21 protein-coding genes are annotated in these 19,427 nt (G+C 41.6%); 17 read left to right on the top strand and 4 right to left on the bottom strand.

Going from position 1 to position 19,427, the window contains the following annotated elements; all coding sequences use genetic code 11:
* Positions 1-58: 58 nt before the first annotated feature.
* From pilW to der, 7 genes are all read left to right on the top strand, one after another.
* Positions 59-808, top strand: a complete 750-nt coding sequence (gene pilW / locus MST18_RS12970; protein WP_373691629.1) for a type IV pilus biogenesis/stability protein PilW — start codon at positions 59-61, stop codon at positions 806-808.
* A complete protein-coding gene (locus MST18_RS12965) occupies positions 799-1,593 on the top strand; it encodes a RodZ domain-containing protein (protein ID WP_180124989.1) in 795 nt (264 codons plus the stop codon). Before pilW ends, MST18_RS12965 begins: the two co-directional genes overlap by 10 nt.
* A gap of 23 nt (positions 1,594-1,616) precedes the next feature.
* Entirely contained in the window at positions 1,617-2,738 is a 1,122-nt protein-coding gene (gene ispG / locus MST18_RS12960) for a flavodoxin-dependent (E)-4-hydroxy-3-methylbut-2-enyl-diphosphate synthase (protein WP_078192661.1), read from the top strand.
* 3 nt (positions 2,739-2,741) lie between these two features.
* Positions 2,742-4,037, top strand: a complete 1,296-nt coding sequence (gene hisS, locus MST18_RS12955; RefSeq protein ID WP_180005380.1) for a histidine--tRNA ligase — start codon at positions 2,742-2,744, stop codon at positions 4,035-4,037.
* A 30-nt stretch (positions 4,038-4,067) separates the two neighbouring features.
* The gene (locus MST18_RS12950; RefSeq protein WP_078192660.1) at positions 4,068-4,766 is read left to right on the top strand and encodes a tetratricopeptide repeat protein; all 699 of its coding nucleotides are present in this window, start codon (positions 4,068-4,070) and stop codon (positions 4,764-4,766) included.
* Complete coding sequence (gene bamB, locus MST18_RS12945) at positions 4,763-5,908, top strand: outer membrane protein assembly factor BamB (RefSeq protein ID WP_078189607.1); 1,146 nt, start codon at positions 4,763-4,765, stop codon at positions 5,906-5,908. The genes MST18_RS12950 and bamB overlap by 4 nt, the downstream gene beginning before the upstream one ends.
* A gap of 173 nt (positions 5,909-6,081) precedes the next feature.
* On the top strand, positions 6,082-7,491 hold the full coding sequence (der, locus tag MST18_RS12940; protein WP_180073270.1) for a ribosome biogenesis GTPase Der: 1,410 nt from the start codon (positions 6,082-6,084) through the stop codon (positions 7,489-7,491).
* 76 nt (positions 7,492-7,567) lie between these two features.
* Here der and MST18_RS12935 read toward each other — a convergent pair whose 3' ends face one another.
* Positions 7,568-8,137 carry a hypothetical protein gene (locus MST18_RS12935; RefSeq protein ID WP_111884741.1) on the bottom strand — a complete coding sequence of 190 codons (570 nt, stop codon included), beginning with the start codon at positions 8,135-8,137 and terminating at the stop codon, positions 7,568-7,570.
* Positions 8,138-8,414: 277 nt separating this feature from the next.
* On the opposite strand from MST18_RS12935, the gene MST18_RS12930 reads away from it, so the two are divergent.
* A complete protein-coding gene (locus MST18_RS12930; RefSeq protein ID WP_180132659.1) occupies positions 8,415-9,056 on the top strand; it encodes a 4'-phosphopantetheinyl transferase superfamily protein in 642 nt (213 codons plus the stop codon).
* 86 nt (positions 9,057-9,142) lie between these two features.
* Here the strand turns inward: MST18_RS12930 and MST18_RS12925 are convergent, their stop codons facing one another.
* Together MST18_RS12925 and MST18_RS12920 are read right to left on the bottom strand one after the other, a co-directional pair.
* Positions 9,143-9,562: a hypothetical protein gene (locus MST18_RS12925; RefSeq protein ID WP_180007221.1), complete on the bottom strand. Its 420-nt coding sequence runs from the start codon at positions 9,560-9,562 to the stop codon at positions 9,143-9,145.
* A 165-nt stretch (positions 9,563-9,727) separates the two neighbouring features.
* Positions 9,728-10,504, bottom strand: a complete 777-nt coding sequence (locus tag MST18_RS12920; RefSeq protein WP_180132658.1) for an SDR family oxidoreductase — start codon at positions 10,502-10,504, stop codon at positions 9,728-9,730.
* 104 nt (positions 10,505-10,608) lie between these two features.
* Between MST18_RS12920 and mazG the strand changes: the two genes are divergently transcribed.
* The 9 genes from mazG (at position 10,609) to yjgA (ending at position 17,282) form a co-directional block, all read left to right on the top strand.
* On the top strand, positions 10,609-11,403 hold the full coding sequence (gene mazG, locus MST18_RS12915) for a nucleoside triphosphate pyrophosphohydrolase (protein ID WP_180025977.1): 795 nt from the start codon (positions 10,609-10,611) through the stop codon (positions 11,401-11,403).
* The gene (locus tag MST18_RS12910) at positions 11,381-11,812 is read left to right on the top strand and encodes a ComEA family DNA-binding protein (RefSeq protein WP_180005384.1); all 432 of its coding nucleotides are present in this window, start codon (positions 11,381-11,383) and stop codon (positions 11,810-11,812) included. The genes mazG and MST18_RS12910 overlap by 23 nt, the downstream gene beginning before the upstream one ends.
* 134 nt (positions 11,813-11,946) lie before the next feature.
* Positions 11,947-13,416: a polynucleotide adenylyltransferase PcnB gene (pcnB, locus tag MST18_RS12905; protein WP_180132657.1), complete on the top strand. Its 1,470-nt coding sequence runs from the start codon at positions 11,947-11,949 to the stop codon at positions 13,414-13,416.
* Entirely contained in the window at positions 13,413-13,898 is a 486-nt protein-coding gene (folK, locus tag MST18_RS12900) for a 2-amino-4-hydroxy-6-hydroxymethyldihydropteridine diphosphokinase (protein WP_078192650.1), read from the top strand. The genes pcnB and folK overlap by 4 nt, the downstream gene beginning before the upstream one ends.
* 46 nt (positions 13,899-13,944) lie before the next feature.
* Positions 13,945-14,754, top strand: a complete 810-nt coding sequence (panB, locus tag MST18_RS12895) for a 3-methyl-2-oxobutanoate hydroxymethyltransferase (RefSeq protein ID WP_180132656.1) — start codon at positions 13,945-13,947, stop codon at positions 14,752-14,754.
* A 3-nt stretch (positions 14,755-14,757) separates the two neighbouring features.
* On the top strand, positions 14,758-15,606 hold the full coding sequence (panC, locus tag MST18_RS12890) for a pantoate--beta-alanine ligase (protein ID WP_078192648.1): 849 nt from the start codon (positions 14,758-14,760) through the stop codon (positions 15,604-15,606).
* A gap of 22 nt (positions 15,607-15,628) precedes the next feature.
* Positions 15,629-16,480, top strand: a complete 852-nt coding sequence (gene rapZ / locus MST18_RS12885) for an RNase adapter RapZ (protein WP_180132655.1) — start codon at positions 15,629-15,631, stop codon at positions 16,478-16,480.
* Positions 16,477-16,746 carry an HPr family phosphocarrier protein gene (locus MST18_RS12880; protein ID WP_067763492.1) on the top strand — a complete coding sequence of 90 codons (270 nt, stop codon included), beginning with the start codon at positions 16,477-16,479 and terminating at the stop codon, positions 16,744-16,746. Before rapZ ends, MST18_RS12880 begins: the two co-directional genes overlap by 4 nt.
* A 2-nt stretch (positions 16,747-16,748) precedes the next feature.
* Positions 16,749-17,282, top strand: a complete 534-nt coding sequence (yjgA, locus tag MST18_RS12875; protein WP_078192647.1) for a ribosome biogenesis factor YjgA — start codon at positions 16,749-16,751, stop codon at positions 17,280-17,282.
* A gap of 175 nt (positions 17,283-17,457) precedes the next feature.
* Here yjgA and MST18_RS12870 read toward each other — a convergent pair whose 3' ends face one another.
* Positions 17,458-19,098: an acyl-CoA synthetase gene (locus MST18_RS12870; protein ID WP_180132654.1), complete on the bottom strand. Its 1,641-nt coding sequence runs from the start codon at positions 19,096-19,098 to the stop codon at positions 17,458-17,460.
* Positions 19,099-19,427: the final 329 nt, after the last annotated feature.

The following is a 19,427-nucleotide window of genomic DNA, read 5'->3' as shown; positions in this document are numbered from 1 at the left end:
CCAATTGAAAAAGTTAACGTATAAGTTCACTTTCGTTTCAGCTTTATGTGCATCGGTTTTGGCATTAACAGCATGTCAAACGCCTGAGATTGGGAAAAAAGACCCAGAGAAAGCCGTAAAAATCAGAACGCAATTGGCTGTTGAACACCTGAAAGCAGGGGATTTGGACTCTGCTAAGCGCGCATTGGATCAGGCTTTAGAAGTGGATTCTCGCGATTCCCAAGCCAATATGATGATGGGCGTCTTACTACAACGAGAAGGCAGTCCAGCCAACTTAGAAAAAGCAGATAGTTATTTTAAGCGTGCAATTTCAGCAGACTCAAAAAATTCTCAAGCACGTAACAACTACGGTACGTATTTATACCAAGTTGAGCGTTATAATGATGCGATTGAACAGTTCAGCATCGCAGGTTCAACTTTAGGTTATGATCAACGTTTCAAAGCATTGGAAAATTTAGGTCGAATTTACCTGAAAGTGGGTGATGTGGCGAATGCTGAAAAATCATTCAAACAAGCTTTGCAGGCTAATCGTGATTCCTATGTTTCAATGTTAGAGTTGTCTGAAATCTTTTATTTGAATCAGCAGTTCCCTGCTGCTACACAAATGTATGAACAATTTGTACGTGCAGTAGGACAAAAAAATCAGGGTGCGCGTGCACTCTGGATTGGCATTCGAACAGCGCGTGCCAATGGCGACAATTTGGGTATGCAAGTACTGGTCAATCAGTTACGTGCTTTGTTCCCAGAAAGTCCTGAATACCAACGCTATTTGCAATTACAGTACAGTACTGAGGCCGTATGGAAGTAAATCCTAATTCACCGCAATCGAATGGTTCGAGCGTAGCTCCAAATGCATTAGGAAATGTACAACGCCCAGGTGAGTATTTACGTCAAGTACGTATTACGCAAAAACTGGAACTTGAAGCTGTCGCATCAGAACTCAATATTCCATTAAAAACACTGACTGCACTTGAGCAAGATGATTATAAGTCATTGCCTGAAGCAACCTTTATTAAAGGTTACTACCGCACTTATGCCAAATATTTAAAAGTTGATGCCACCAATATCATTCAACGTTTTGATGATATTTATGCTAACGATACGGGTTTGTTGCCAAATCACGCGTTAAACAATTCACCGATTAAAATTATGGGTAAATTACCCGGTTCTAACCGTGACCGTAATCGTAAATGGATCAAACGTGGTCTGATTGCATTGGCGGTGTTGGTGGTCATTGGTGCGATCGTGGCAGCGATTCAGGGCATGACCTCGGGCAGCGATAATGAAGACGCTGTGACCAGTGAAGTCGCTTCAGAAGTTCAAGTCCTCGACATGAATGGTGGGAATGCAACAGTCAGCGGTGATCAATTGACATTGACCTTTAGTAGCCCGACTTCAGTACATATTGTTGATTCGACGGGTAAGGTGTTGGCAACTGGTCGTCAAGCATCGACGCTCAACTTAAACGGTGAAACACCATTCCAAATTCGTTTGGATGATGCAACAGCAGTGTCATTAAGCTTAAATAATGAAAATATTTCATTGTCACCATATACCGTAAACGGCAAAGCAGATTTCCGTTTATCACGTTAAGGGACAACAGAGCAGACTGAACAATGATTGAAAATCCAATTAAGCGCCGTCCAACGCGTAAAATTAAAGTAGGTTCGGTGTATGTCGGTGGTGATGCGCCGATCAGCATCCAAAGTATGACCAATACTGAAACCTGTGATGTCGAAGCGACCGTGGCACAGATTCAGCGCTGTGTAGACGTCGGTGCGGACATCATGCGTGTTTCTGTACCGAGTATGGAAGCTGCTGAAGCTTTTGGTGAAATTCGTAAACGTGTGCAAGTGCCATTGGTTGCCGATATTCACTTTGATTATAAAATTGCTTTACGTGTTGCAGACCTTGGTGCAGATTGTTTGCGTATTAACCCGGGTAATATTGGCTCAGAAGCTAAAATTCGTGAAGTGGTAGCTGCTGCACAACATAATGACATCTCTATGCGTATTGGTGTCAATGCCGGTTCACTGGAAAAAGATATTCAAAAGAAATATGGTGAGCCTACAGGTCAGGCTTTGCTTGAATCTGCAATGCGCCATATTGATATTTTAGACCGTTTAAATTTCCATGAATTTAAAGTGTCAGTCAAAGCATCCAATGTCTTTCTGACGATGGATGCTTACCGTTTGTTATCTAAACAAATTGATAACCCATTACACTTGGGTGTGACTGAAGCTGGTGTCTACCGCACGGGTTCAGTCAAATCTGCTATCGCTTTAGGTGGTTTGTTAATGGAAGGCATTGGTGACACCATGCGTATTTCATTGGCAGCAGAGCCTGAAGAAGAAATCAAAATTGGCTTTGATATTTTAAAATCATTGGGCTTACGTTCAAATGGCATTAACTTTATTGCGTGCCCAAGTTGTTCACGCCAAGAGTTTAATGTCATCAAAGTTATGCAAACATTGGAAGAGCGTTTAGAAGATATTCGTACCCCAATGGATGTATCGGTGATTGGTTGTAAAGTAAATGGTCCGGGCGAAGCCAAAGAAGCCGATATTGGTGTAGTAGGTGCAAGTCCGCGTTCACTGGTGTATCGTAATGGCGAAAAGAGCCATTTAATTGACACAAATCAGTTGGTTGACGAAATCGAAGCGATGGTTCGTCAACGTGTTAGCGATCTTGAAGACGCTAAAGCTAAAGAGATTATTCGCACAAGTTTTTCTGAGTAGATCATGAGTTCAATCGTCGCAATCAAAGGTTTTAATGACATTCTCCCTACGCAAAGTCCTGCATGGAGACGTCTAGAACAGCATCTATCTAGCCTGATGGATGCTTATGGTTATCAGCAAATTCGCTTGCCGATTGTGGAGCAGACTCATCTGTTCAAACGTTCTATTGGTGATGCAACGGATATCGTTGAAAAAGAAATGTACACATTCTTAGACAAAGGTAATCCGCCTGAGTCTTTGACTTTGCGTCCAGAAGGAACAGCAGGGTGTGTACGTGCAATGCTTGAACATAACTTACTTCGTGGTGCTACACCGCGTGTATGGTATGTCGGCCCAATGTTCCGCTATGAAAAACCACAAAAAGGTCGCTACCGTCAGTTCCATCAATTTGGCGTAGAAACCTTTGGTGTTGCAACACCAGATCAAGATGCAGAATTGATTTTAATGACTGCGCGTTTGTGGAAACGCATGGGCGTTGCAGATAAAGTTCAATTAGAACTCAATACATTAGGTGAGTCTGATGAACGTGCTGCCTATCGTGCGGCATTGGTTGAATTTTTAGAGTCACATAAAAATGACTTAGATGAAGATTCACAGCGTCGTCTAACTACGAATCCACTGCGTATTTTGGATTCTAAAGATGCAAAAACACAAAGCATTTTGGAAAATGCGCCAAAACTTCACGACTTTATGGGTGAAGAAACGTTGGCTCACTTTGCTCAATTGCAGCAGTATTTGACTGACGCTGGTGTTGGTTTTGTGATCAATCAAAAATTGGTTCGTGGTCTTGACTACTACAATAAAACGGTCTTTGAATGGACAACTACACACTTAGGTTCTCAAGGAACGGTATGTGCTGGTGGTCGTTATGACGGTTTAGTCGGTCAGCTTAAAGGTAAAGCAGACCAGTCTGTGCCTGCTGTTGGTTTTGCAATGGGTATGGAGCGTTTGCTTCTTCTACTTGAACAAGTGGAAGACAATACCCCAGTGCGTGACTGTGAGCTATTCTTGGTTTCAGATCCTGCAACTCAAGGTAAAGCGTTGGTGCTTGCTGAACAAATACGTGATCAACTTGAAGCGGCGGGTAGCAACATTCGCTTAAAAGTTGGTTCACAAGGTTCAATGAAATCGCAAATGAAAAAAGCCGACCAATCGGGCGCTTTATTTGCTGTGATTTACGGTGAACGTGAGCAAGCAGCTGGGCAAGTGCTGGTGAAAGAGCTAGCCATTGCAGAACAACACGAAGTGAATGTGGCAGACTTTGTTGCCTTCATTATCGAAAAAATTTCTTCAAAATAATCCCTATAACATAAGGAAAAAGGTAATTTCATGAGCGCATTGAGTGAAGAAGAACAACTTGATAATTTAAAATCGTTTGCTAAAAAATATGGCTCTGCCATTGTTAGCGGCATTTTAATTGCGTTGATTGCCTTTTTCGGATGGGAATACTGGCAGAAGAAAACTTTGGCTGAATCACAAATGCAAACAGCCAAAGTCCAGCAGTTAATGGATGATGCTCAGTCGGCGACGGGTGACGCTTTTACACAACTTTCTGCGACTGCAGATAAAATTGTAAAAGAAGCACCAGATTCGCCACAAGCCATTCAAACTCAGTTGCTTATGGCAAAATTGGCGTATGATAAAGCGGATTATGCCAACGCTGAAAAAGCTTTGAAAAAAGTTGAAAATTCAAAAGTTGATGATGCAGGCTTAATTCAATTGGTGAAATTACGTTTGGCATATGCACAATTGGCGCAAAAGAAATTTGATGAAGCATTAAAAACCTTAGAAGCAGTTAAAGAACCTGCTTTTCAAGCGACTGCAGATGAAGCCCGTGGCGACGTCTATGTTGCGAAAAATGATATTGAAAATGCAAAGAAAGTTTATCAAAGTGCATGGGATGCTTTGGTTGAGCGACAAGAAGAACGTCAAATTTTACAAATTAAACTCGAAAGTGTAGGCGTTTTAGTTGATGATCCTGAAATTGAACGTCCGATTATAGATACACAAGTGGAAGCAACTGAATGAATAGAAAATACAAAATTACCTGTGCGCTGACAGTTTTAACACTTGCTTTGGCTGGTTGTGCAAATAAAGGAAAAGTAGAAAAAGTAAAACCAAATCCTTTACCAAAATTGGAACAGGCAAAAACTTTAGCACCTGTATTTTCAAACAGTGTGGCTTCAACTGAAGAAGCAGATCCACTGCGTTTACGTATGGATGCAGATAATGGCGTTGTTTTTAGCGTAAATCCTAATGGTGAAGTTCAAGCCTACAAAGGCAAAGAGCGTTTATGGCAGAAGAAAATCTCTAAACAAGGTTTGACTGCAGGTGTAGAAGCAGCTGACGGAATTGTGGTTGTTGGTAATGCAAAAGGTCAATTATTTGCATTAGATCAGGCAACAGGTGAACAAAAGTGGACTGCGCAATTAACCGGCGCGTTACTTTCACCGTCGTTGATTCAAGCAGGTCGCGTTATTTCAGTTACCAATGATGGTACGGTATACGCAAACGATGTGGCAACGGGCCAACAAACTTGGACCTATAACTTGCCAAATGTACAGTTTAGTTTACGTGGTATGGCAGCACCGGTATCACTCGATGCGCGTCATGTTCTCATCGCTTCTTCAAATGCCTATATCTATGTGATTGATGCATTGAGCGGTATTCCGAAAATGCAGCGTCGTGTTGCAGTGTCAGACGGTCGTTCAGATGTACAACGTCTCATTGATATTGACGGTGAACCGACTGTAGCAGGTCAATTTTTAATTACCACCAGTTACCAAGGCCAAGTGACAGCGCTTGATCTTGCCTCACAACAAGTGATCTGGAGCAATGATGCGAGCAGCATTCAGCGTCCTGAAGTTGCGGGCAATGGTGTCTTTGTGACACAAACTGATGGTAAAATTGTGGCTTATGAAATTACCACTGGTCAAACATTGTGGGAAAATGACCAATTGCTTAATCGTAATTTGAGTAACCCAGTGATGTTAGGTCAAGACCTTGTGGTTGGTGATCTGGATGGTGTACTTCACTTAATCAACCCAGCGACAGGTGAGTTGGTTGGTCGTTCTAAAACCAGTGGTGAAGTACGTTCACTACGTGTAATTGACAATCAATTATATGTGTCGACACGTAAGGGTGCATTAAGCATTTGGCAGAACCGTTAATTTTTCTGCGGCTTATGTTAAAATAAGCCAAACCGTATTTTTAACGCGGGGGATTGAATCATCAATGCCCCGTGTTTTTATTTATTTTAGGCATTTATCCTATTTCCATTCTTCCTAAGCTTTCTGATGTTCAGACCAGACCAAACTGGCTGATCTGGAATAAAGGTTAATCTATGAAACCCGTAATTGCGCTCATTGGTCGTCCGAACGTCGGAAAATCAACGTTGTTTAACCAGATAACCAAGAGCCGTGATGCTCTCGTTGCTGACTTTGCAGGTCTGACTCGTGACCGTAAGTATGGTGACGCGACTTATCAAAATAAATCCTTCATCGTCGTTGATACTGGGGGTATTGGCGAAACTGAGGGCGGTATCGACTCGTACATGGCAGAACAGTCAAAAACTGCCATTAATGAAGCAGATATTATTGTCTTTGTGGTCGATGCGCGCGCAGGCTTATTGGCATCTGATGAGCAAATTGCACGTGACTTACGTACGCTGGGTAAAAAAGTTTATCTTGTTGCCAACAAAGTTGATGGTGTACATGCCGAAGCAGCTTTAGTTGAATTCTTTAAATTGGGTATGGGTGAACCACTTCAAGTGGCTGCCAGCCATGGTCGTGGTGTTCAGCAGATGCTTGAAGAAGTGTTGGCTGATGTACCTGAAGATGAAAGTGAAGAACAACACGATAAAGACACAGGCTTACGTTTAGCGATTATTGGTCGTCCAAACGTAGGTAAATCGACTTTAGTGAACCGTTTGTTGGGTGAAGACCGTGTGGTTGCATTTGACCAGCCGGGTACTACACGTGACTCAATTTATATTCCATTTGAACGTGACGGTCGTAAATACACATTAATCGATACTGCGGGTGTACGTCGTAAAGGTAAAGTGGACGAAATGATCGAGAAATTCTCGATTGTGAAAACTTTACAAGCGATGAAAGATGCGCATGTTGTGGTTATTGTTGTCGATGCACGTGAAGGGATCGTTGAGCAAGACTTGCATTTGATCGGTTATGCGCTTGAAGCAGGCCGTGCGATGGTGATTGCCATCAACAAATGGGACAACATGTCAGACTACGACCGTAAACAATGTAAATTAGATGTTGAACGTCGTTTTGACTTTATTCCATGGGCAAAAATTCACTTAATTTCTGCACTTCACGGTACAGGTGTTGGTGATCTTTATCCATCGATCCACCGTGCTTATGATTCTTCGCATTTGAAAGTATCACCTGCGAAAATCACTCAGATCTTGAATGATGCAACTGATGCGCACCAACCACCAATGGTTCAAGGTCGTCGTATCAAAATGCGTTATGCGCATATTGGCGGGCAAAATCCACCGACGATTGTGATTCATGGTAACAAAGTCGATAAAACGCCAAATGACTATCGACGTTACCTAGAAAACGTGTTCCGTAAAGTTTATAAACTTGAAGGTACGCCAGTCAAAATTGAATTTAAAACCTCTGATAACCCATTTGAAGGTCGTAAGTCGCAAATCGATGAGCGTACGGCGGCACGTAAACGTCGTTATGTTCAGAAGTTCAAAAAGGCGGAAAAGAAATTCAAACGCTAAGTTTAGATGAACAAAAAAAGCCTGCAGATATGCAGGCTTTTTTATTTCACTTTATTTATCTAAAAAGATGTAGAAATTAGTTTTTACACTTTTTAGCTTGGCGGTAAATATCAATATTATCCAGATTAGCTTGAGCAATTTCCATGGCTTGCTGTGCGCTGCTGCTATCCTGTTGTGTATTTTTATTGCCAGAAAAAGCTGTCGCAAATTGTCCCATACGCGCGGCTGTTTCAGATTGACCTGAAAATGCGGATAGCGCGTTGCCAGCAAGCCCCGCCCATTTTGACACTTGATTATTTTGCTGTGCAGACGCTTGGCTTAATGCCAGTTGCGATGCTTCCAATGTACGTTCGAAAGTTTTACGTTCAACGCTCAGATCAGTGCAATCTAAGGTTTTTAAATAACTGGTGCTATAAACACTATTGTTGGTTTGGTTAGCTTGATTGAAATTTGAGGCATAGCCACGGTCTGCTTGAGCTACAGCATTGGCAGCTTCTTGACGGCTTTGATTCATACGCGCTTCAGCTTGGTCCATAATCGCGCCATTTTTGGCACCCATCACTGCAACAGCTGCATCCAATAAGCCTGCTTGAGCGAAACATGGTAGGACACAAAGTGAACTGATTAAGGTGATTTTTCTTAGCATCTGATTTACCCCGAGTTTTAAATTAAAGTTATAAGAATCTAGAGTATTTTATCTAATTGAAGATGTATTTAAAATATTTATTATACTTAAGTATTTGAATATATTTATAATATTAAGTATTTCTTAAGTGGTTTGAAATATTTTTAAACTGAGTTTTAAAATCTCGATAAGTCAAAGGACCGATGCGCTCATCTGTATTGTGGTGTATTTTGTGTTGGAGAGTCGCATAAAATATAGCGTCATGGACGTAGTGTAAAAGATATTGGATCAATAACTTATGGTGAAAATTCAGCTTGAATATAGTGCAATTACTGACTTCTTTGTGGAGCCGCATGGCTTGAGTCGTCAAGAGGTAATTGCCGTGCGTAAACAAGCCATTTACCAATATCGCAATCAATTACTTGGGCAGCGGCTAAATAGGTCAGTTGAAAATTCAGATTTTTCAAAGTCTGCATTTGGTAAGCCTTTTCTTCCTGATTTTCCACACTTTCATTTTAATCATAGTCATAGCCAGCAGCATTATGTTTTGGCCAGCAGTGAAAAAATCGCCAATATTGGTGTGGATATTGAGGATTTAAATCGAAAAGTTCGTTTTGATGCGATGGCTCAACATAGCTTTCATCCCGAAGAATTGCTCAATTGGGAGAACTTTGAGCATAATCCTGATTATTGGTTTAAAGTTTGGACTACCAAAGAGGCGGTACTTAAAGCGTCAGGTTTAGGGATTCGAGTGAACCTGAATGAACTGAATACACAGTGTCATCCTGAGCAGAATGGTGGGATGTGTAGTCATCCCGCAATTGGCACTTTTGCTTATCAGAATATTCAACTGCCGCATGTGATGTTGACGGTGGCATGGGAAAGTGAACAATCTTGCCGAGGCTTTCATTTGCCGAAAATTGAGTTGAATGTCTTATAAATCGGTATGAAATAGAAATCACCATGAAAAAAGCCCTGTTCTGGCTGAACAGGGCTTTTTTTAAATCAATCTAAACTGGCTTTAGATTAGATTTTGCATTTTTTAGAACCTTGATAGATACCAATGTTGTCGATGTTTGCTTGAGCAGCAGATTTATTCGCTTGTTGAAGTTCAAGGTTGCCTGCTTCTGAAGTATCTTGCTCACCAGCCAAGCTGTTTGCAATGTTGCCTGCACGAGCAGCTTTTTCAGAGTTACCACCGAAAGCAGCAAGAGCGCCACCCGCTAAACCAGCAAATTTGCTCAATGATTTGCCTGGCGCTTGAGCAGATGCTTGGATGTTTGCAATGTTTTTGTCAGCAGCTTCTAAAGAGCGCTTAGCATTCGCTTTTTCAACAGCAAGAGTTGCACAATCCATCGCTTTTAATTCTGAAGATGCGAATTGAGTTGTAGCAAAAGCAGAAATTGAAATAGAAGTAACAGTTGCAAGAACAAGTAATTTTTTCATGAAATAATTCACTTTTATTGTTAGAAAATAAACGCCCGAAAGTAATGGGCGGGTGAATATTATTCAAAAAAAAGAATTTTGTCCTGTTAAAATGTGACAATTGTGTAACTTTGTGTAATTTGCGTACAAATATGATTGCAAAATTAAATGATTAGTAACACGTTGCTATTTGGTTTTTTGTGCAATCCAAATATTACTTAAGCGGTTGACAAATTGCGGGCTAAACTTCGATAAATTAAATAAAAATTTAGCTTTCATCCCCACAGGTGTATGTGTGGCCATTAAGACCGAATCCCGTTTTTGTACCAAGGCATAAATTTGCTGAGCGACATCGCTCGGTTGAAGATTGACGCCCATTTTCTTAATGCTTTGTGCATCCATGTCTTGCACCATCGCGGTTTGAACAAATAAAGGCATTACATCTAAAACGCGAATATTGTATTTTTGCCATTCAATATCCAAGCTTTCAGTGAGCCCACGTACAGCAAATTTAGATGTGGCATAGCTGGCTAAATCTGCTTGTCCATAAATAGCTGAAGCTGAAGAGAGGTTAATCACACGAGCAAAATTGCTTTGTTGTAAATAGGGGAATGCCGCATAGCAACCGTTTACCACCCCTTTGACATTGATATCAATCGTTCGGTGGTGTGCAGACAATTCCGTATGTTCAAAGCTGCCTGAATACAGAATTCCGGCATTATTGACTAAGATATTCAACTGACCTGCCCAAGCAACAAATTCAGCTAAAGCGCTTTGCCATTGCTCTGGTTGTGTCACATCTAAAAGCCCAGCTTTGGCATGGCTACCGAGTTCAGCAGCTAAGGAGGTGACTTGAGATTGGTTAATGTCGTAAAGCCCAACTTTATAGCCTTGTTGTATGAATAGTCGTGCAATTGCTGCGCCAATCCCTTGTCCTGCACCGCTAATAAAAATACTTTGCATGTTATGCTTCCTTAAATTAAGTTGCTCATTCCCTGAGTAAATTTTGAGCATATCAAATTCTGTAATCGAAACAATGTACTGATGAGTAAATAGCTGGAGTTCACATGGAACAATTATTAGCAGTGATGAAAGAATTACGTGAAAAATGTCCATGGGATCAAAAGCAAACCCCAGAAAGTTTGACTCGTTATGCCATCGAAGAAGCCTATGAAGTTGAAGCGGCGGTTCGTTCAGGTCAGATTGACGATGTGCGAGATGAACTGGGGGATTTGTTGCTGCAAGTGGTTTTTCAGTCGCAGATGTATAGCGAACAAGGCGCGTTTGATTTTCAAGATGTGGTGCAAGCCATTACAGATAAATTAATTCGCCGTCATCCCCATGTGTTTCAGGCAGAGCAGTTTTCTGCACTCAATGCAGATGATGTGGCAACACTATGGAAACAGATTAAACAACAAGAAAAAGCAGGGAAATCAGCATCTAGATTAGATGAGGTTAAACATGCACCTGCATTAAGCCAAGCAGATGAAATCCAAAAAAATGTGGCGAAAATTGGATTTGATTTTCCAGATATTGAAGGGGCTTATGGCAAACTTGAGGAAGAGCTAGGGGAGTTAAAAGAGGCTTTGGCAGGCAAAAAATCCGACGAAATATTTGATGAATTTGGTGATTGCTTATTTTCTCTGGTGAATGTTGGACGTAAGATTGGCATCTCAAGTGAGATGGCACTTTTAAGTACCATTCATAAATTTAGAAGCCGTTTTGCTTATATTGAAGCACAGGCCACATTACAACAAAAACATGTAGAAGACTTGTCCCTGACTGAAATGGATCAGTTATGGGAACAGGCAAAACAACAATTAAAACAACAGGCTGAATATGTACCACATCCTAAAGAATAAATACTCTACACAATTACTTGTCTTGGTTTTGGGTTTAATGGCAGATTTAACTTTTGCTCAAAGCCCTTCGGGTTACGCGGAATGGAAAGCCATGCAGCAAGCTCAAGATCAGCAATTAAAAAAGCAATCTGAGGCCTCGAAGTCCAAAGTGGCAACTGCACCGAGCAATGCCAACTATTATTTGTCACGACCCAGCACCCAACAAAATAGTCGAACAGATCAGGTACGTTTAAATACAGCCTCAGTCGATGAACTGCAGACATTGCATGGAATTGGTCAGAAAAAAGCAGAAGCAATTGTGCAATATCGCAAAAGTAATGGCTTATTTAAAAGCATTGATGATATTCAACAGGTTAAGGGAATCGGTCCTGCGCTGTTTGCTAAAAATAAAGCAAAATTGGCACTTTAAGTGAAGTGTAAAAAAAAGAATTAGGTTAAGCTCAGCTTGAGCATCGAGATAATCAAATTGCCCTTTGATTGTGTTAGAGATATCATTAGCGACATCTTAAGAATTTTACGTTCAGACGTAGGAGACAGCGTCTTTTGCAAACTTTGCGCGCGTCCAAATGTGGTTTATCAACCGCACAATTACCTTCTTCCATTTTAGATGTGATTGATGCCTTAACTAAGGCAGGCTATGAAGCTTATATCGTGGGTGGCAGTGTCCGCGACCTAATGTTGGGTCATGCACCTAAAGATTTTGATGCCGTAACTAATGCGACACCAGCTCAGGTGAAAGAAGTCTTCGGGCGACGTTGCCGAATTATTGGTCGTCGTTTTGAGCTGGCGCATGTCTACTCAGGACGTGAACTGATCGAAGTTGCGACCTTCCGTGCGCCGCCTAAAAAAGCCGTGACTTCTGCTGCGGGCATGATTTTACGTGATAATAATTGGGGTACGATTGAGCAAGACTTTGCACGTCGTGACTTCTCGATCAATGCAATGTATTACCAACCACGCAAAGGCGAAGTGCTAGATTTTTGTCATGCAGTAGATGACATAAAACATAAAATGTTGCGTTTATTGGGTGATCCACAACTACGTTTTGAAGAAGATCCTGTGCGGATGCTTCGGACTTTACGTTTTGCAGCCAAATTAAACTTTAATATTGATCAAAAAATTCTGGATGTCTTTACTCCAGAACTTACTCAATTGCTGCGTGATGTGTCTCCACATCGTTTATACGATGAGTCACAAAAGCTTTTTACCATGGGGCATCTCAATCGCGTCTTACCGATGCTGATCGATTTTGGTATTTGGTATCAATTATTTGCAGATATCAAACCAGTCGTAACGCCATTTATTGAGTTGGCTGCAAAAAATACCGATCAACGTATTTCGATTGGGAAAACCATTAACCCTGCATTTTTCTATGCCGTGTTATTGTGGATTCCGTTCCAAGAACGTTGTACGTTCTATCTGAATAAAGGTGTGGTTCCTGCTGAAGCGCGTGCTCAAGCGGGCTTGGATGTATTGAAGCGTCAGGCTACACGAACCATTATTCCACGCTTTGCCGAAACATTTATTCGTGAAGTTTGGGAAATGCAAACCCGTTTGCTGAATCCAAAACCACAACAAATTGAAGCACTATCAGGTCATGCGCGTTTCCGTGCAGGCTTTGACTTCTTGCTTCTGCGTGAAAAATCGGGCGATACAAGCACGCAAGGCATGGGGCAGTGGTGGGATGCTTATCAGCAGATGAGCACTGACGAAAAAGAACGAGCAATTAGCCAATACAATCGTCAACGTGCCAAGAGTCGTCGTAAAGCGGCGCATGAAGATGTGGAAGCCAAAACTTCTACTCATCAGCAAGTTGAAATTGAACCGCTGGTAAATGAACCAGAAAGCAGAAGTCGCCGTCAACGTAAGCCTAAATCACATGCCAATAGTCTAGAGACAGTGTCAATCGTTGCAGCGTCAGCCAGTGGTGAAATCGGTGCAGATCATCCGATTTTAAAACGTAAACGTGTGAAACGAGATTTGACTCAGGTTATTTTTGGGCCAACACAATGACGCTGACATATATTGGTTTAGGCAGTAATTTAGGTGATTCTCTACAGATCCTTAGTGAAGCGGTGCATAAACTTGCAACACTCGGAAAAGTGAAAGTCTCAAAACTGTATCAAAGCCCGCCAATGGGGCCACAAGATCAGCCGAATTATTTAAATGCAGCGGTTGCATTAGAAACTGATCTAGCACCTTTGGCCTTGTTGGATGAATTGCAACGCTTTGAACAAGAGTCGGGGCGTGTACGCCTACGTCATTGGGGGGAGCGTACACTGGATTTAGATTTACTGATTTATGGTGAACAGCACATTCAAAATGAACGTTTGACGGTGCCTCATGTTGGTGTTTTAGAACGTGATTTTGTGTTGAAACCTTTGTTGGATTTAGATGAGAATCTACAGATTAAAGGACAACCATTAAAAGATTTACCTATTTTGAATAATCCAAATTTAACTGTATTGGATGCAGGAAACTGGGCCCATCTTTAATTTTTGTATGACCACTTGAGAAAGCCGTCATCTGAGGAATATTGAAATGATTAGTCTAAGTGACTTGAAAAAATTTAAAGCGGAAGGCCGCAAATTCTCCTGCCTGACTTGCTATGATGCGAGCATGGCAAAAGCAATGGAAGTTGCTGAAGTCGATAGCATTTTGATTGGGGATTCATTGGGGATGACCATTCAAGGGAATGACTCGACTTTACCTGTCACTGTTGAAGATATGGTATATCACACTGCAGCAGTGCGTCGTGGCAATAAACATGCGTTTATTTTGACTGATTTGCCATTTATGACCTATGCCACTTTGAATGACGCTTTAGTGAATTCAAAGATGGTGATGCAAGCAGGCGCACAGATGGTCAAATTGGAAGGTGGCGCATGGTTGTCAGAAACAGTTGAAGTATTGACCCGTAATGGTATTCCGGTGTGTGTGCATTTAGGGTTAACTCCGCAATCGGTTCATGTGTTTGGCGGTTATAAAGTGCAAGCACGTACACGCGAAACCGCGGATCAACTCATTGCAGATTGTAAAGCTGTGGTTGATGCAGGTGCAGCAATTTTACTTTTGGAATGTGTTCCTGCCCAAGTGGGTAAAGAAATTAGTGAATTATTCCCAAATACACCTGTGATTGGGATCGGTGCCGGTGCAGAAACGGATGCTCAAGTCTTGGTTCAACAAGATATGTTGGGACTGACGTTTAGTCACGTGGCGAAATTTGTTCGCAACTTTATGAAAGAGCAAGCAGGGGAAACAGCAATTGTGGATGCGTTTAAGGCGTATCATGCTGCCGTACTTGATGGTAGTTTCCCTGCCAAAGAACATACATTCCAAATTGAGCTGTAAGACATGAAAACTGAAACAACGATTCAAGGTTTAAGTGCATCGCTAAATCCAGCACGTGCTGCGCGCAAAATCATTGGTTTTGTACCAACGATGGGGAACTTGCATGAAGGTCACCTCAATTTAGTTCGTGAAGCACGTAAACTGTGTGATGTCGTGGTGGTGAGTATTTTCGTTAACCCAATTCAGTTTGGTCCAAATGAAGACTTTGACAACTATCCACGTACTTTGGAACAAGATCAGCACTTATTGGCTGAAGTGGGTTGTGACATCGTGTTTGCACCGACTGTTGAACAAATGTATGGCAACAAACCGCGCTTAACCAATATTAGCGTGGGCGGCATTACCAATGATTTGTGTGGCGAACAGCGTCCGGGTCATTTTGACGGTGTTGCTGTTGTTGTGACAAAACTCTTTAATATTGTTCAACCGAATTTTGCATTCTTTGGGCAAAAAGATTACCAGCAACTTGCAGTGATTCGTCAGTTTGTACGTGACTTAAATATTCCACTAGAAGTGATTGGTGTGCCGATTACTCGTGCTGAAGATGGTTTGGCATTGAGTTCACGCAATGGATATTTAAGTGCGGAAAATCGTGCGATTGCACCAACGATTTACCAAAGCTTGAAAACGGCTGAGGCAGAATTACATGCTGGAACTCAACTTGCAGATGTGTTAGCGAATATTAAAGCAACATTGACAGCGGCGGGTTTTGTTGTGGACTATGTTGAAGCACGTACACCTGAATTACAGAAAATTGAAGAATTTGATCAAGACGTGGTGTTGTTTATTGCGGCTAAATTAGGCGCAACACGTCTTATTGATAATATGCAGGTTAAATATACTGCAGTTTAAAACGGCTATGGGGTAGCAAGCGATGAAGCGCATTTTAATTGTTACAGGACAATCTGGATCTGGAAAGTCATCTGCATTACAGATACTTGAGGATTTGGGCTATTACTGTATCGATAATTTGCCATTGGCCTTACTCCCCGAAATTGTTGAAAAACTCGATTCAGAAAATAATCTTGAACAATTGGCACTGGGTGTGGATGTCCGCAGTACACGTGCAGATTTACAAGAGTTCGATTTGGTTTTTCAACAGCTACAACGCCATGGCTCAGTCGATATTATTTATTTGACCACGCGTGATCAGGAATTGATTGCGCGATTCAGTTCATCTCGACGTCCCCATCCGTTGGCAAGTCGTTTCAAAAGTTTAAATGAGTGCATACAGGAAGAAAAATCTTTACTGTTGCCGATTCAATTACGCTCGACAGTACATATTGATACTACAGACAAGAGCGTACATGATTTAAAACATACCTTGCTGTCTAAACTCGGACAGGTAGATAATTTAATTTTGATCTTACAGTCTTTTGGCTATAAGCATGGTATTCCACTCGATGCAGATTATGTTTTTGACGTCCGTCATTTGCCCAATCCACACTGGGATATGGAATTGCGTAAGTATTCAGGATTAGATGAGCCAGTTAGTCAGTTTTTACAACAAAGTGAACAAACCAATGAAATGTTCCAAGATATTTATAATTTTTTGGATAAATGGCTGCCGGCATTTGCCGAAGGGCATCGTCATTACATGACGGTGTCGATCGGTTGTACAGGTGGGCAACACCGTTCGGTATATATCGTAGATAGACTAAAAAAAGCACTTGAGGCAAAATGGTCTATTCAGGTTCTACATAGAGAAATGAAGCACTGGTCATGATCGACACAACTGTTGACGTAATTAATAAACTGGGTTTACATGCGCGTGCATCTGGCAAGCTAATCGAAGTCACGACCAAATTTCGCTCGTCGATTCAAATTGGTAAGGGTGGAAAATTAGTAGATGCCAAAAATATTATGTCTTTGCTGATGCTTGGCGCAGGCAAGGGCACAACTTTACGCTTAGTGATTGAAGGTGCAGATGAAGAAAAAGCTTTATCTGAAATTCAAGCACTGTTTGCGGCAAAATTTTACGAGGCAGATTAAACGTGGCACGTCGACCGAACCGCTATACCGAAGAAGACTTTGAATCCTTAGAAGGACGTGCAAGTAAAACTGAGCAAAAGAAAGCTGTACAACGTATGGCTGCTTTGGGTGAGGAACTTGCAAAACTGAATCCTAAACAGATTAAAAATCTTCCTGTTGAAGAGCGTCTGATCGAAGCACTACTAGATGCACAAACAATTACTTCACATGAAGCACGACGCCGTCAGTTTCAACGTGTAGGTAAATTACTGCGTAATGAAGATGAAACCATGATTTTATCTTACTTAACCCCGCAGCAAGGTGCGAAAAAAACAGCACAGCTTCAACGCTGGACTGAACGTATGATTGCCCAAGGTGATCCCGTCATTAAAGAGTTCATGAAAGCACATAATGCTGCTGAACATCATCCTATTCGTCAGCATATTTTGCGTATTCAACGTGATATAGCAAAAAATGTAAGCGAAGAAGAACTGTCTGCGTCAAAGTTGAAATTGTTTAACTACATTCAACAAGTGGCTTTATTATCTGATAACTAATGCATGATTAGATAGTCAAGTACTTAGATAGCTCAATGATCAGAGAATTCAACATGATCTGATCATTGAAGCAAAACGTGAAGTTATAGACTTCACATCAAAAAAGCGACCTGATTAGGTCGCTTTTTTTGCTTAAATGATTGAAAAAATCATGCTTGGCTTTTGAGTTTTAATATTAACCAAATTCACCAACAGCGCGCTCTTTAGCCCATTCACGGAGAACGAACTTCTGAAGTTTACCTGTCGAGGTTTTTGGAATTTCGGTAATCACTACATCTTTAGGTACTTTGAAACGTGCAAGGTGCTGCTTACAGAATTCGATCAGTTCTTCAGGCGTTGCTTCTTTACCTGCTTTTAATTCAATAAAGGCACAAGGCACTTCTTGCCAACGAGGGTCAGGTTTTGCAACCACTGCAGCTGTCAGTACAGCAGGGTGTTGATATAGAATTTCTTCTACTTCGAGCGATGAAATGTTTTCACCCCCTGAAATGATCACATCTTTAGAGCGGTCAGTAATTTTGGCATAACCGTCAGGTTGGCAGACGGCTAAGTCGCCGGTATGGAACCAGCCACCGGCAAAGGCTTCAGCCGTTGCTTCTGGGTTTTTCAAATAACCTTTCATTACGATGTTGCCACGGAACATGATTTCACCCATGGTCTCGCCATCATGCGGAACAGGTAACATGGTTTCAGGATCAATGACTTTCATGCCATCTTGAAGCGGGTATGGCACACCTTGGCGAGAATGCAACTGTGCTTGTTCTTGAATGGAAAGATCAGACCAGCCTGCTTGCGATGCGCAGAGTGCCGATGGACCATAGGTTTCAGTCAAACCATAGACATGCGTGACATTGATACCAATATTACGCATCCCTTCAATAATCGCTGCAGGTGGCGCTGCACCAGCAACCATCACTTCAACGCGATGGTCAAATTGTGCTTTTTTCTCTTCAGGCGTATTGATCATCATTGAAAGTACGATTGGCGCACCGCAGAAATAATCTACTTTGTGTTCAGCAATCAGTTTGAAAATCAGTTCAGGGTCAATTTTACGTAGACAAATATTGGTTCCGCCATTGGCTGCCATTGTCCAAGCAAAGCACCAGCCATTACAGTGGAATAGAGGAAGCGTCCACAGATACGTTGCACGTGGCGTCATGCCGCAAGCAATGATGTTACTCGCTGCATTGATATATGCGCCGCGGTGATGATACACCACGCCTTTTGGATTCCCTGTGGTACCCGAGGTATAGCTTAAACTAATCGCATCCCATTCATCTTGAGGTAAGTGCCATTCAAAGTTGGCATCGCCTTGCGCCAACCAGTCTTCAAACTCAATTTGTCCAATCGGTTGTGCTGTGCCTTCAAATTCAGCATCTGCAACATCAATGACATAAATGTCTTGATCGATCAAAGCCAAAGCTTCGGTGGCAACTTGAGCAAATTCAGGGTCAACCAACAGGACTTTGGTTTCTGCATGTTCCAGCATGAAGGCAATGGTTTTCGCATCAAGGCGTGTATTTAGCGTATTTAGTACAGCACCCGCCATCGGTACGGCAAAGTGTGCTTCAACCATAGCCGGAACGTTCGGTAATAACACAGACACGGTGTCGTTTTTGCCAATGCCTAATTGTTGCAACTGATGTGCAAATTGACGACAGCGGTTATATGTTTGGCGCCATGAAATATGACGATTGCCATGGATAATGGCATCCTGATCAGGATAAATATAAGCTGCACGCTCTAAATAACGTAGAGGCGAAAGTGCCACAAAATTTGCCGGGGTCCGTGGCAATTCATCGTATGCGCTAACCATCGTGGTACTCCAAGTCCATGTCTATTTGTTTTAAATCTGACTTAACAATAATTCAGTCCGTAGCTTCTCTGCATTTATGCTTTAGTCGAGTATTTACACTAAATTTTTAAGTGATTGAAATTTAACATAATAAAAACAATAAGGTGACGAAAATGAACCCTGTGGTTCTCAAAATTGATTTTTTAGCATAAATAATTTAGTTGAAAAATATACAGGGTTTGTTGGTTTTTTATACTAATTTGGCAGATATTTCCGTGTGTGATCTTTTTTATTGATTCGGTTTGAATGATGCTTAACGAATAATGTAGAGCGCCTTGAATAGTCTTTGT

It is taken from the genome of Acinetobacter sp. YH12068_T (assembly GCF_024606005.1).
Lineage (GTDB): Bacteria > Pseudomonadota > Gammaproteobacteria > Pseudomonadales > Moraxellaceae > Acinetobacter > Acinetobacter amyesii.
Note: the sequence above shows the minus strand (reverse complement) of the source record. Positions and strands in the feature narration are given on the sequence as shown.

Coding starts and splice junctions, on each gene's coding strand:
- MST18_RS12965 (WP_180124989.1), top strand. CDS start 799: ATGGAAGTAAATCCTAATTCACCGCAATCGAATGGTTCGAGCGTAGCT.
- ispG (WP_078192661.1), top strand. CDS start 1,617: ATGATTGAAAATCCAATTAAGCGCCGTCCAACGCGTAAAATTAAAGTA.
- hisS (WP_180005380.1), top strand. CDS start 2,742: ATGAGTTCAATCGTCGCAATCAAAGGTTTTAATGACATTCTCCCTACG.
- MST18_RS12950 (WP_078192660.1), top strand. CDS start 4,068: ATGAGCGCATTGAGTGAAGAAGAACAACTTGATAATTTAAAATCGTTT.
- bamB (WP_078189607.1), top strand. CDS start 4,763: ATGAATAGAAAATACAAAATTACCTGTGCGCTGACAGTTTTAACACTT.
- der (WP_180073270.1), top strand. CDS start 6,082: ATGAAACCCGTAATTGCGCTCATTGGTCGTCCGAACGTCGGAAAATCA.
- MST18_RS12935 (WP_111884741.1), bottom strand. CDS start 8,137: ATGCTAAGAAAAATCACCTTAATCAGTTCACTTTGTGTCCTACCATGT.
- MST18_RS12930 (WP_180132659.1), top strand. CDS start 8,415: ATGGTGAAAATTCAGCTTGAATATAGTGCAATTACTGACTTCTTTGTG.
- MST18_RS12925 (WP_180007221.1), bottom strand. CDS start 9,562: ATGAAAAAATTACTTGTTCTTGCAACTGTTACTTCTATTTCAATTTCT.
- MST18_RS12920 (WP_180132658.1), bottom strand. CDS start 10,504: ATGCAAAGTATTTTTATTAGCGGTGCAGGACAAGGGATTGGCGCAGCA.
- mazG (WP_180025977.1), top strand. CDS start 10,609: ATGGAACAATTATTAGCAGTGATGAAAGAATTACGTGAAAAATGTCCA.
- MST18_RS12910 (WP_180005384.1), top strand. CDS start 11,381: ATGTACCACATCCTAAAGAATAAATACTCTACACAATTACTTGTCTTG.
- folK (WP_078192650.1), top strand. CDS start 13,413: ATGACGCTGACATATATTGGTTTAGGCAGTAATTTAGGTGATTCTCTA.
- panB (WP_180132656.1), top strand. CDS start 13,945: ATGATTAGTCTAAGTGACTTGAAAAAATTTAAAGCGGAAGGCCGCAAA.
- panC (WP_078192648.1), top strand. CDS start 14,758: ATGAAAACTGAAACAACGATTCAAGGTTTAAGTGCATCGCTAAATCCA.
- rapZ (WP_180132655.1), top strand. CDS start 15,629: ATGAAGCGCATTTTAATTGTTACAGGACAATCTGGATCTGGAAAGTCA.
- MST18_RS12880 (WP_067763492.1), top strand. CDS start 16,477: ATGATCGACACAACTGTTGACGTAATTAATAAACTGGGTTTACATGCG.
- MST18_RS12870 (WP_180132654.1), bottom strand. CDS start 19,098: ATGGTTAGCGCATACGATGAATTGCCACGGACCCCGGCAAATTTTGTG.